The organism is Acidovorax sp., from assembly GCF_046339755.1.
Classification (GTDB): domain Bacteria; phylum Pseudomonadota; class Gammaproteobacteria; order Burkholderiales; family Burkholderiaceae_C; genus Acidovorax.
Genome location: NZ_JBKDTZ010000407.1, coordinates 1 through 11,758, shown reverse-complemented (window position 1 = coordinate 11,758; position 11,758 = coordinate 1). Strand labels below are relative to the sequence as shown.

At 67.4% G+C, this 11,758-nt stretch carries 10 protein-coding genes and 1 riboswitch; of the genes, 7 read left to right on the top strand and 3 right to left on the bottom strand.

Features of this window, described 5'->3' with window-relative positions; translation table 11 throughout:
- The 3 genes from fmdA to ACK59X_RS35015 all read left to right on the top strand — a co-directional run.
- A partial coding sequence (gene fmdA, locus ACK59X_RS35025) for a formamidase (protein WP_409964197.1) occupies nt 1-974 on the top strand: 974 nt, incomplete at its 5' end.
- A 14-nt stretch (nt 975-988) separates the two neighbouring features.
- On the top strand, nt 989-1,357 hold the full coding sequence (locus ACK59X_RS35020; protein WP_409964196.1) for an FmdB family zinc ribbon protein: 369 nt from the start codon (nt 989-991) through the stop codon (nt 1,355-1,357).
- Nucleotides 1,358-1,385: 28 nt separating this feature from the next.
- On the top strand, nt 1,386-2,408 hold the full coding sequence (locus ACK59X_RS35015; RefSeq protein WP_409964195.1) for an aliphatic amidase: 1,023 nt from the start codon (nt 1,386-1,388) through the stop codon (nt 2,406-2,408).
- Between the two features lie 7 nt (nt 2,409-2,415).
- Here ACK59X_RS35015 and ACK59X_RS35010 read toward each other — a convergent pair whose 3' ends face one another.
- Nucleotides 2,416-3,339: a LysR family transcriptional regulator gene (locus tag ACK59X_RS35010; protein ID WP_409964199.1), complete on the bottom strand. Its 924-nt coding sequence runs from the start codon at nt 3,337-3,339 to the stop codon at nt 2,416-2,418.
- A gap of 181 nt (nt 3,340-3,520) precedes the next feature.
- Here ACK59X_RS35010 and ACK59X_RS35005 point away from each other — a divergent pair, with 181 nt between their 5' ends.
- The 4 genes from ACK59X_RS35005 to metH all read left to right on the top strand — a co-directional run bounded on the left by ACK59X_RS35005 (nt 3,521) and on the right by metH (nt 9,417).
- Complete coding sequence (locus ACK59X_RS35005; RefSeq protein ID WP_409964194.1) at nt 3,521-4,420, top strand: amino acid ABC transporter substrate-binding protein; 900 nt, start codon at nt 3,521-3,523, stop codon at nt 4,418-4,420.
- A complete protein-coding gene (locus ACK59X_RS35000) occupies nt 4,420-5,751 on the top strand; it encodes an aminotransferase class V-fold PLP-dependent enzyme (protein ID WP_409964192.1) in 1,332 nt (443 codons plus the stop codon). The genes ACK59X_RS35005 and ACK59X_RS35000 overlap by 1 nt, the downstream gene beginning before the upstream one ends.
- A gap of 80 nt (nt 5,752-5,831) precedes the next feature.
- Complete coding sequence (locus ACK59X_RS34995; protein ID WP_409964190.1) at nt 5,832-6,539, top strand: hypothetical protein; 708 nt, start codon at nt 5,832-5,834, stop codon at nt 6,537-6,539.
- A 9-nt stretch (nt 6,540-6,548) separates the two neighbouring features.
- Nucleotides 6,549-6,646, top strand: a riboswitch (S-adenosyl-L-homocysteine riboswitch).
- Between the two features lie 26 nt (nt 6,647-6,672).
- Nucleotides 6,673-9,417: a methionine synthase gene (metH, locus tag ACK59X_RS34990; protein WP_409964188.1), complete on the top strand. Its 2,745-nt coding sequence runs from the start codon at nt 6,673-6,675 to the stop codon at nt 9,415-9,417.
- Between the two features lie 34 nt (nt 9,418-9,451).
- Here metH and fahA read toward each other — a convergent pair whose 3' ends face one another.
- Both fahA and ACK59X_RS34980 read right to left on the bottom strand, forming a co-directional pair.
- A complete protein-coding gene (gene fahA / locus ACK59X_RS34985; protein WP_409964186.1) occupies nt 9,452-10,726 on the bottom strand; it encodes a fumarylacetoacetase in 1,275 nt (424 codons plus the stop codon).
- Nucleotides 10,727-10,758: 32 nt separating this feature from the next.
- Complete coding sequence (locus tag ACK59X_RS34980; RefSeq protein WP_409964198.1) at nt 10,759-11,754, bottom strand: Bug family tripartite tricarboxylate transporter substrate binding protein; 996 nt, start codon at nt 11,752-11,754, stop codon at nt 10,759-10,761.
- Between the last annotated feature and the right edge of the window lie 4 nt (nt 11,755-11,758).

Here is an 11,758-nt window from a genome sequence, read left to right as displayed (position 1 = left end):
TGCTGGTGGTGGACCTTCTCGACATAGGCGCGCGCGACGACAGCCTGTGGGGCTTCAACGGCTTCTTCTCCAAGAAGAACGGCGGCGGCTTCCTGACCGAGCACTACCCGCTGGCGCAAAAATCCATCTGGGACTTCCACGGCATGTTCACCAGCAGCCGCCACATCCCGGGCGTGAACTTTGCAGGGTTGATCCACCCCGGACTGATCGGCTGCCTGCCCGACCAGAAGATGCTGGACGCCTGGAACGCCCGCGAGGCCGAGCTGCTTGCCACCGACCCGCACCGCATCCCCGGCCTGGCCAACCCGCCCAACGCCACCACGGCCCACATGGGCACCTTGCAGGGCGAGGCCAAAGCCAAGGCGGCGGCCGAAGGCGCGCGCACGGTGCCGCCGCGCGAGCATGGCGGCAACTGCGACATCAAGGACCTGTCGCGCGGCTCCAAGGTGTACTTTCCGGTGTACGTGGAAGGCGCGGGCCTGTCGGTGGGCGACCTGCACTTCAGCCAGGGCGACGGCGAAATCACCTTTTGCGGCGCCATCGAGATGGCTGGCTGGGTGCACATGAAGGTCAGCCTGATCAAGGGCGGCATGGCCAAGTACGGCATCAAGAACCCGATCTTCAAGCCCAGCCCGATCACGCCCAACTACAAGGACTACCTGATCTACGAGGGCATCTCGGTCGACGAATCGGGCCAGCAGCACTACCTCGATGTCACGGTGGCCTACCGCCAGGCCTGCCTGAACGCCATCGAGTACCTGAAAAAGTTCGGCTACAGCGGCGCGCAGGCCTATTCCATCCTGGGCACGGCCCCGGTGCAGGGCCACATCAGCGGCGTGGTCTACGTGCCCAACGCCTGCGCCACGCTGTGGCTGCCCACCGAGATCTTCGACTTCGACATCAACCCCACGGCGGCCGGCCCGGTGAAGGTGCTCGACGGCAGCGTGGACATGCCGATCTCGCAGGACAAGTAGCACGGCAGCCCCCCATGCCCACCTACGACTACGCCTGCCCCGACTGCGGCAACTTCGATGCGCTGCGCAGCGTGGCCTTGCGCAACGAGCCCTGCGCCTGCCCCGAGTGCGGGGCCGCAGCGGCACGCGTGTTCGCCCACGCACCCCACCTGGCCTGCGTGAGCCCCGAGCAGCGCCGCGCGCACGACACCAACGAGCGCGCGCAGCACGCTCCGCGCTCATCCTCGCGCGACGGCGATGCCGGCAGCTACGGCCGGCTGCGCCATCCATCGGGGTGTGGCTGCTGCAGCGGTGGGGGCACTACCAAGCGCGGCGGGACGGTCACCGCGCCCAATGGCGCGAAAACCTTCCCCTCCAAACGGCCCTGGATGATCAGCCACTGACGGGTTCAACGATTCAAGGAGAGACGCCATGATCCACGGCGATATTTCAAGCAGCAAGGACACCGTGGGCGTCGCGGTCGTCAACTACAAGATGCCGCGCCTGCACACCCAGGCCGACGTGCTGGACAACGCGCGCAAGATCGCCGACATGCTGGTGGGCATGAAGGCCGGCCTGCCGGGCATGGACCTGGTGATCTTTCCCGAGTACAGCACCCACGGCATCATGTACGACCGGCAGGAGATGATGGATACCGCCACCACCATTCCTGGCCCCGAGACAGAGATCTTCGCGGGAGCCTGCCGCAAGGCCAAGGTCTGGGGTGTGTTCTCGCTCACGGGTGAACGGCATGAAGAGCATCCGCACAAGATGCCCTACAACACGCTCATCCTGATGAACGATCAGGGCGAGATCGTGCAGAAGTACCGCAAGATCATGCCCTGGACGCCCATCGAGGGCTGGTACCCCGGTGACCAGACCTATGTGAGCGACGGGCCCAAAGGCCTCAAGATCAGCCTCATCATCTGCGACGATGGCAACTACCCCGAGATCTGGCGCGATTGCGCGATGAAGGGCGCCGAGCTCATCGTGCGCTGCCAGGGCTACATGTACCCGGCCAAGGAGCAGCAGATCCTCATCAGCAAGGCCATGGCCTTCGCCAACAACACCTACGTGGCGGTGGCCAATGCGGCCGGGTTCGATGGCGTGTACAGCTACTTCGGCCATTCGGCGCTGATCGGCTTCGACGGCCGCACGCTGGGCGAATGCGGGGAGGAGGAGTACGGCGTGCAGTATGCGGCGCTGTCCACCAGCCTGATCCGGGATTTCCGCAGGAACGGCCAGTCCGAGAACCATTTGTTCAAGCTGCTGCACCGCGGCTACACCGGCATGATCAACTCCGGCGAAGGGGACAAGGGCGCCGCCGCCTGCCCCTACGGCTTCTACCAGCGCTGGATAACCGACCCCGAGGGCACGCGCCAGGCCGTGGAGGCGCTCACGCGCAGCACCGTGGGCACGGCGGAATGCCCCATCGAGGGCATCCCGCACGCATAGGCTTGGGTCAGCGTCGCTCTGTGCCGTTCCCCATCGGGAACGCCTGGAAAGCGCGCGTGAAGTCGCAGCAGGACTGTGCGAGCATGGTGATGGACGACACCAGCGCACTGCGGTGCTCGCCTTTGTACAGCGCCACGTAGGGCACCGGGGGCAGGGGCGGATCCACCTCCAGCACGGCCAGCATGCCGGCGCCGATGAGCGGGTCCAGGCAGTGGCGCGGCAGGTAGCTCACGCCCAGACCCGAGATGGTCAGGCCGATCAGCGCGATCAGGTTGCTCACCACGATGGCGTCCGAGGGTTCGGCGCCCAGTTCCTTCATCCATGCGTCGTAGCGCCGGCCGGTGCCTGACGACTGGCCCTGCACCAGCAGCCGCTGGTGCGCCAGCTGGTGCAGGCGCACCGGGCCGGCGGGCAGCAGGCCGGGCTGGCACATCCAGGCGCTCTCCACCTGGCCCACGGCCTTGGCGGGCAGGCGCGCATCGGCAAACGCATCGGGCACGATGACCAGGTCCAGGTCGTCGGCCAGCAGCTTGTCGCGCAGCGGCAGGCTGCCGTCCACGTCAGGCTCCAGCGTCACCTTGGGGTAGTGCTGCTGCACCAGCGCCACCAGCCGGGGCAGCCAGGTCATGGCCGTGAGCTCGGTCACGCCGATGCGCAGGCGCCGCTCGATCACCCCCGGCTTGCTGAACTGCTCCACCGCCGCATCGCGCTGGCGCAGCAGCTGGCGTGCCAGTACGAACATCTCTTCGCCCTTTTCGGTGAGCCGCGCCGTGCGCTGGCTGCGGTCGAACAGTGGGGTGTCGAACAGCTGCTCCAGCTCATGCACCCGTTTGGACACGGCCGACTGCGAGGTGTGCAGCTTGTGTGCCGCCTGGGCAAAGCCACCCAACTGGGCGATCCAGTACAGGGCCTCGAGCTGCTTGAAGGTCATCATGGGAGTGCGCGGCTTTCAAATCACTTTTATTCATGCAATTCGAGCACAAAAAATCGCTTTTTTAAAAGTGACGTCAATTCCAGAATCCGTTCCAGCCCGTCACCGAATGCACTGACTGTGTGATCTCCGGTGGCGACCTTGGTCCCGCCGACCGTCTCCGTTGACTGGAAACACCGCCATGCACGCTTTCAAGATGTCTGTCCTCGCCGCATTGGGCGCCACCCTGCTCGCCTCGGCCACCATGGCGCAGGAGATCGACACCCTGCGCAAGATCAAGGAGAGCGGCACCATCCACATCGGCAACCGCGACAGCTCCGTCCCGTTCTCGTACAAACCTGCGGGCAGCGGCGACCCCGTCGGCTTTTCCAACGACATCTGCCTGAAGATCGTCGACGCCGTCAAGGCCAAACTCGGCCTGCCCGCGCTGCGCGTGCAATACACCCTGCTCAATTCGCTGAACCGCATTCCGCTGATACAGAACGGCACCGTGGACCTGGACTGCGCCACCACCACCAACTCGGTGGTGCGCCAGCAGCAGGTCGCATTTGCGCCCAGCCACTTCGTCACCAACATCACTGTGGCGGTCAAGAAGAAGTCGGGCATCACCTCGCTGGCGGACCTGGCGGGCAAGAGCGTGGCGACCGTGGCCGGCAGCACCTCGATCCAGTTGCTGCGCAGCTTCCGCCGCTCAGAAAACCTGGAGGTGCAGGAGATTTCGGGCAAGGACACCGCCGACGCCTTCCTGTTGCTGGCCAGCGACCGGGCCGTGGCCTACGTGCTCGACGACGTGCAGCTCGCAGGGCTGATCGCCGTGTCACCCAACCCCGGCGACTACGTGATCCTCAAGGACGTGGTGCTGCGCCAGGAGCCCTACGGCATCATGCTGCGCAAGAACGATGCGGCCTTCCAGGCGCTGGTGGACCAGACGGTCACGCAGCTCATGAAGTCCGGCGAGATGGAGCGGCTGTATGCGCGCTGGTTCACCCAGCCCATCCCGCCGAGCAACATCAACATCAACTTCCCCATGACCGATGCGGTGCGCGAGGCCTACCGCAACCCCAACAACAAGGGGGTGTGATGGCTGCATCCTCTCTGACCCGGTATCCCGAAGGCCTGCTGTTCCCTGAGGACCTGATGCGCGCGGTGCGCGAGCGCTTCCTGCAGGTGGAGCATGACCACCGTGGGCGCGAGCGCCTGTATTTCGACAATGCGGGCGGCTCGCTGCGTCTGAAGGCCGCCATGGAGCGCATGGGCCAGGTCGATGCCGTGCCCGACAACACCGAGCGCATCCACGAGGTGGCGCGCGAGTTGCAGTGCGTGCAGGCCACCGGCGCGGCCGACCTGCGCACATTGCTCAACGCGCAGGGAGGCAGCGTCTATGCGGCCCTGACTGCATCGGGCGCCATGTTCGACATGGTGCGCGCCGTGGCCGAGAACGTGCCGGGCACCAACATGGTCACCACGGTGCTCGAGCACCCCTCGTCCTTCGACGCCATGGAGCGCTACGCGCGCCAGACCGGGCGCGAGCTGCGCGTGGCGCCGAGCAACCCGGCCACCGGCGGTGTCGACGTGGATGCCATCGTGCGCCTGGTGGATGGGGGCACCTGCCTGCTCAACGTGATCTACGCGTCCAACATCTCGGGCGCCAAGCTCGACATGGCGCGGATCGTGGAGCACGCCCGCGCCGTGAAACCCGACCTGTACATCATCGTGGATGCCGTTCAGCATGCGCCCCACGGCCTCATCGACCTGCAGGCCACGCCGGTGGATGGCATCAACATCGCGCCCTACAAGTTCTTTGGCTGCCGCGGTTCGGGCCTGGCCTGGCTGTCGGACCGCGCGGCCGCATTGCCCCACCACAAGCTGGCCGGCAAGGCGCCCGATTTCTGGGACCTGGGCAGCGCCGCGCCCTGGCAGTTCGCGGTGCTGACCGAAATCATGGACTACGTGTGCTGGCTGGGGGACGCCCCGGGTGTTGATGCGCCCGATGCCGCAGGCCGCCGCGAGCGCTTTGCCGCAGGCATGGAGCGCATCCTGCTGCACGAGCGCGCACTGCTGGCGCGCCTGCTCGATGGCAGTGCCGAGGCGCCCGGGCTGCGCGCCATGGAGGGCGTGCAGGTCTACCTGGACCATGGCGACCTCACTCGGCGCGATTTGATCATCGCCATCGGCCTTGCCGGGATCGACTGCACCCAGGCGGTGCACGAGTACGGCCTGCGCGGCGTCACGGTGTACGAGCGCAGCGCGGCCAGCATCTACTCGCGGCGCATGCTCGAATCGTTCGGGCTGCAGGGCGCCGTGCGGGTCTCGCCGCTGCACTGCCACTCGCCCGCGGATGTCGACCGGTTCCTGCACATCACGCAGGACATCGTGCGAGATGTCGCTGCGCGTTCGCTGGCGCTTGCGTAGGCCGGGACAGCCATGGCCATAATGCGGCCCACATGCTGGCGCCTGCATCCCTTCTCCCTCCCTTCCTCCCCCTGGCCTGCATGGCCCTGACCGCCGTGGCCCTGCTGTCTGGCTGTGCCGCCCCTGCGCCCACCCCGCGCGGCGAGGTAAAGGGCGCATCCACCACCACGGGCGAACTGGCCCAGTCCGACGCGAACCGCATGGCCACACTGGCCATGCGCGACAACCTGGCCAGTCTGACCCTGCTGATGGACAAGCTCTACCGCCGCAACCCGGCCGAGTGGCGCAAGGGTGGTGCGGCCAGCCGCGAGCAGGCCATGGAGCGGGCGCGTGCCGCCATCGAGCAGCGCCAGCCCTGGGCGCCGCTGCAAGGGCGGCGCGACGTCGCGGCCCTGGCCTTTGCCCTGGCGCCCGAGTTCACGGGCGACCGGGTGGCCGCCTTCACTGTGGCCACGGCAGACATGCTGGTCACGGCCCATGGCGGCAAGACCGAGTTCTTCCTGCTCGATTCGCTCGATGCCCAGCACCTGTACAACGCTGCGCGCAATGTGGAATCGGCCGTGTGGCTGCTGGCGCAGCGCCGCAATGCCGCCGGCCAGCCGCTGTTGCTGGCCGACGAGATCGGGCCCGATGGGCGCAACCTGAGCTTCGAGCGCGAATTCGGCAAGCTCATCGCCCGCCTGGACCTGGTGGCCGTGGTGGTGACCGAGAAGTACCGCCGCGCAGCGATCAGCTATGTGCAGGGCATTGTCGGGGGCACGTTCCTTCAATTCCTGCCAGTTCGGTAAAATCAGCCTCCCCCCGAGGAGCGTTGCAGCGTGCCGCCCAGGTCCCAGATGGCCAGGCGTGCCCGTCAGGCTCGGGGCCGACCACCCCGCAACGACGCTCACCTGTGTTCGACCCCCCTTGCAGGTGAGCCTGATGTCCGCCCTTTCATCGATTCCTCCACTGAAGCTTTCCGGCCTGGAGCCCGTCTCCATTGGCGAGGGCACGCTGTTCGTCAACATCGGCGAGCGCACCAACGTCACCGGCTCCAAGGCCTTTGCCCGCATGATCCTCAACGGGCAGTACGAGGAGGCCCTGGCCGTGGCCCGCCAGCAGGTGGAGAACGGTGCCCAGGTCATCGACATCAACATGGATGAGGCCATGCTGGACAGCAAGGCTGCGATGGTGCGCTTTTTGCAGCTCATCGCCTCCGAGCCCGACATCGCGCGCGTGCCCATCATGGTCGACAGCTCCAAGTGGGAAGTGATCGAGGCCGGGCTGCGCTGCATCCAGGGCAAGGGCATCGTCAACTCCATCTCCATGAAGGAGGGGGTGGACAAATTCAAGCACGAGGCGCGCCTGGTCAAGCGCTATGGCGCGGCCGCCGTGGTCATGGCCTTCGACGAGAAGGGCCAGGCCGACACCTTTGCGCGCAAGATCGAGATCTGCGAGCGCGCCTACCGCGTGCTGGTCGACGAGGTGGGCTTTCCGCCCGAGGACATCATCTTCGACCCCAACATCTTCGCGGTGGCCACCGGCATCGAGGAGCACAACAACTACGCCGTCGACTTCATCGAGGCCGTGCGCTGGATCAAGCAGAACCTGCCCGGCGCCAAGGTCTCGGGCGGCGTGTCCAATGTGAGCTTCAGCTTCCGCGGCAACGACCCGGTGCGCGAGGCCATCCACACCGTATTCCTGTACCACGCCATCCAGGCAGGCATGGACATGGGCATCGTCAACGCCGGCATGGTCGGCGTCTACGACGACCTGGAGCCCACGCTGCGCGAACGTGTCGAGGACGTGGTCCTGAACCGCCGCCCCGATGCCGGCGAGCGCCTGGTCGAGGTGGCCGAGACCGCCAAGAGCGGCGCCAAGGACGAGAGCAAGAAGCTCGAATGGCGCGGCACGCCCGAGGCCCCGCGCACCGTGGGCGAGCGCCTGTCGCACGCGCTGGTGCACGGCATCACCGACTTCATCGTCGACGACACCGAGGAAGCCTACCGCGCCATCCTGGCCAAGGGCGGGCGCCCGCTGCACGTGATCGAAGGCCCGCTGATGGACGGCATGAACGTGGTGGGCGACCTGTTCGGCGCCGGCAAGATGTTCCTGCCCCAGGTGGTCAAGAGTGCGCGCGTGATGAAGTCCGCCGTGGCCCACCTGATTCCCTACATCGAGGAAGAAAAGCGCCAGGACGAACTGGCCGGCCGCGACGTGCGCAGCAAGGGCAAGATCATCATCGCCACCGTCAAGGGCGACGTGCACGACATCGGCAAGAACATCGTCACCGTCGTGCTCCAGTGCAACAACTTCGAAGTCGTGAACATGGGCGTGATGGTGCCCTGCCACGAGATCCTGGCGCGCGCCAAGGTCGAGGGGGCCGACATCGTGGGCCTGTCGGGCCTGATCACGCCCAGCCTCGAAGAAATGCAGTACGTGGCCGGCGAGATGCAGAAGGACGACCACTTCCGCATCAAGAAGATCCCGCTGCTCATCGGCGGTGCCACCACCAGCCGCGTGCACACCGCCGTGAAGATCGCGCCGCACTACGAAGGCCCTGTCGTCTACGTGCCCGATGCCTCGCGCAGCGTGAGCGTGGCCCAGAGCCTGCTCGGCGAGGGCGTGGACAACTATGTGCAGGAGCTCAACGCCGACTACGACAAGGTGCGCACCCAGCACGCCAACAAGAAGCAGACCCCGCTATGGCCCCTGGCCAAGGCGCGCGCCAACAGGACGCCGGTGGACTGGACGACCTTCAAGCCCACCGTGCCGCGCGCCCTGGGCCGCCGCGTGTTCAAGAACTTCGACCTGGCCGAGCTGGCCCGCTACATCGACTGGGGCCCGTTCTTCCAGACCTGGGACCTGGCCGGCCCGTACCCTGCCATCCTGAGCGACGAGGTGGTGGGCGTGGAGGCCACGCGCGTGTTCGCCGATGCGCAGGCCATGCTGAAGAAGATCATCGAAGGCCGCTGGCTCACGGCCAGCGGCGTGATGGCCCTGTACCCGGCCAACAGCGTGAACGGCGGCGACGACATCGAGTTCTACACCGACGAAACCCGCACCGAGGTCGCCATGACCTGGTACGGCATGCGCCAGCAGGCCGAAAAGCAGGTCATCGACGGCGTGACCCGCCCCAGCCGCTGCCTGGCCGACTTCGTCGCACCCAAGGACAGCGGCATTGCCGACTACGCCGGCCTGTTCGCCGTGACGGCGGGCCTCGGGATCGAGAAGAAGGAAAAGGCCTTCATCGACGCCCTGGACGATTATTCGGCCATCATGTTCAAGAGCCTGGCAGACCGCCTGGCCGAGGCCTTTGCCGAGTGCCTGCACCAGCGCGTGCGCACCGACCTGTGGGGCTACGCTGCGGGCGAGCAACTGAGCAACGACGAGATGATCGCCGAGAAGTACGCCGGCATCCGCCCCGCGCCCGGCTACCCCGCCTGCCCCGACCACAGCGCCAAGACGGAGCTGTTCCGCGTGCTGCAGTGCGAGGAGGTCGGCATGACCCTCACCGAAAGCCTGGCCATGATGCCGGCCGCCAGCGTGAGCGGCTTCTACCTGGGCCACCCCGAGAGCGTGTACTTCAACGTCGGCAAGATCGGCGAGGACCAGCTGCACGACATGGCCCAGCGCCGGGGTATGGACGAGGCCGCGCTGGCGCGGCTGCTGGCGCCGAATCTGTAAAAGGCAGCCCCTTCATGGGGCTGCCTGTGGACCATCAGGCGACGATGGTCCCGCTCACCTCGCCCAGCCCGATCCGCACCGCGCCTTCGCGCTCGCACCAGCCCTTGAGGATCAGCGTGTCGCCGTCTTCCAGGAAGCTGCGCTGCTCGCCATTGGGCAGCGTGATGGGCTGCTTGCCGCCGCCGGCCAGCTCCAGCAGGGAGCCCGCCTCGGTCACCTCGGGGCCCGACAGCGTGCCCGATCCCATCAGGTCGCCCGGCTGCAGGTTGCAGCCGTTCACCGTGTGGTGGGTCACGAGCTGCGCGGGCGTCCAGTAGGCGGCGCGGCGGCTGTTGGTGGCCGACAGGCGCACGGGGGCCTCGCCGGCCTCGCGCATGCGGGCCGTCTGCAGCAGCACTTCCAGGGTGATGTCGAAGGCGCCCTGGCTGCGGTTGTCCGCCGAGTCCAGGTAGGGCAGGGGCTGCGGGTCGGCGGCATCGCGCTCGAAGGCGGCCCGGAAGGGCGCCAGCGCTTCCATGGTCACGACCCAGGGCGAGAGGGTGCTGGCGAAGTTCTTCGACAGGAAGGGCCCCAGCGGCTGGTATTCCCAGCCCTGGATGTCGCGTGCGCTCCAGTCGTTGAACAGTGCCACGCCGAACAGGTGCTGCTCGGCCTGACCGATGGCGATGGGTACGCCCTGGGCATTGCCCTGTCCGATGAACCAGCCCAGCTCCAGCTCGTAGTCCAGGCGCTTGCAGGGGCCGAGCGTGGGCACGGCGGCATCGGGCGCCTTGGTCTGGCCCTGCGGGCGCTTGATGCGCTGGCCGCTGATGCCGATGGACGAGGCGCGCCCGTGGTAGCCGATGGGCACCCACTTGTAGTTGGGCAGCAGCGGGTTGTCCGGGCGGAACTGCTTGCCCACGGTGGTGGCGTGGTGCACGCTGGTGTAGAAGTCCGTGTAGTCGCCGATCTGGCAGGGCACGGCCATCTCCACTCTGGATTGGGGCACCAGGGCCTGCGTCCAGGCGGCCTGCTGGCTGCTATTGCCTTCGCGCAGGCCTTCGGACAGCTGCTGGCGCAGGGCCTGGCGCTCGGCGGGCGTGGCGGCCATCAGCGCGTTCATGTCGTTGTGGGCCACCAGGCCGGCGGCCTGCAGGTCCAGGATCTGGTCGCCGATGGCCACGCCGATGCGCAGGGCCTCGCGGCTGCCCGCCGTGCGGAAGCGCCCGAAGGGCAGGTTCTGGATGGGGAAGTCGCAGCCTGCCACATTGGCGGATGCGACCCAGCTGCGCAGTTGGGTGCCGTGGGTGGCGTCGAGGGTGGTGCTCATGGTCAGTCGGGATGGAAGAAAAAGGAAAAGGATCAGTCTGCGCTCATCTGCGCGCTGTGGGCGACCTTGCCCAGGCGCTCGTACTCGCGCTTGGTCAGGGCATCGAACTCCGCCACGCTGGCGCTGCGCGGGGTGAAGCCCGCGGCCAGCAGCTTGTCCTTGACGGCCGGGTCGGCCAGGGCGTCGGCCAGCGCCTTGTTCAGGCGCTGCGCCACGGCAGCGGGCAGGCCCGCGGGGCCGTAGACGCCGAACCAGGGCTCGACCACCGCCTCGGGCAGGCCGGCTTCGGCCAGGGTGGGCACGTCGGGCAGAGCGGGCGAGCGCTGGGCGCCGGCCACCGCCAGGGCACGCAGCTTGCCGGCCTGGATGTGGGGCAGGGAGGCGGGCAGGTTGTCGAAGGCAATCGGCACCTGGCCGCCGATCAGGTCGGTGATCAGCGGCGCGCTGCCCTTGTAAGGCACGTGCACCAGGTCGGTCTTGCTGGTCTGTGCGAACAGCACGCCCGTCAGGTGCATGGAGGTGCCGGCGCCGGCCGTGGCGTAGGGGACACCGGGGCTCTTCTTGGCATGGGCGACCAGCTCGGCAACGGTCTTCACGGGCAGGGCGGGGCCGGCTTCGAGCACGATGGTGGAGTTGCCCAGCAGGCCCACGGCGGTGAAGTCCTTGCTCGGGTCAAAGGGCATCTTCTTGTAGATGTGCGGGTTCAGCGCGTTCGTGGAGATGGCGCCCATGCCCACGGTGTAGCCGTCGGGCGCGGCCTTGGCCACGGCGTCCATGCCGATATTGCCGCCCGCGCCCGCGCGGTTGTCGATGATGACCGGCTGGCCCAGGGTCTGCGCCATGTGGGCGCCCACGGTGCGTGCCACCAGGTCGGTGGTGCCGCCTGGGGCATAGGGCACGACGAAGCGAATGGGCTTGGACGGGAAGTCCTGCGCGGCGAGCGGGCCGGCGGCCAGGCCGAGCACGGCGGCAGTGGTGGCGCCCAGCAGGTTGCGGCGGGTGAGCGGGGAGCGGGCGAAAGCGGCCATGGGC

Coding starts and splice junctions, on each gene's coding strand:
- metH (WP_409964188.1), top strand. CDS start 6,673: ATGTCCGCCCTTTCATCGATTCCTCCACTGAAGCTTTCCGGCCTGGAG.
- ACK59X_RS35000 (WP_409964192.1), top strand. CDS start 4,420: ATGGCTGCATCCTCTCTGACCCGGTATCCCGAAGGCCTGCTGTTCCCT.
- ACK59X_RS34980 (WP_409964198.1), bottom strand. CDS start 11,754: ATGGCCGCTTTCGCCCGCTCCCCGCTCACCCGCCGCAACCTGCTGGGC.
- ACK59X_RS35015 (WP_409964195.1), top strand. CDS start 1,386: ATGATCCACGGCGATATTTCAAGCAGCAAGGACACCGTGGGCGTCGCG.
- fahA (WP_409964186.1), bottom strand. CDS start 10,726: ATGAGCACCACCCTCGACGCCACCCACGGCACCCAACTGCGCAGCTGG.
- ACK59X_RS34995 (WP_409964190.1), top strand. CDS start 5,832: ATGGCCCTGACCGCCGTGGCCCTGCTGTCTGGCTGTGCCGCCCCTGCG.
- ACK59X_RS35005 (WP_409964194.1), top strand. CDS start 3,521: ATGCACGCTTTCAAGATGTCTGTCCTCGCCGCATTGGGCGCCACCCTG.
- ACK59X_RS35010 (WP_409964199.1), bottom strand. CDS start 3,339: ATGACCTTCAAGCAGCTCGAGGCCCTGTACTGGATCGCCCAGTTGGGT.
- ACK59X_RS35020 (WP_409964196.1), top strand. CDS start 989: ATGCCCACCTACGACTACGCCTGCCCCGACTGCGGCAACTTCGATGCG.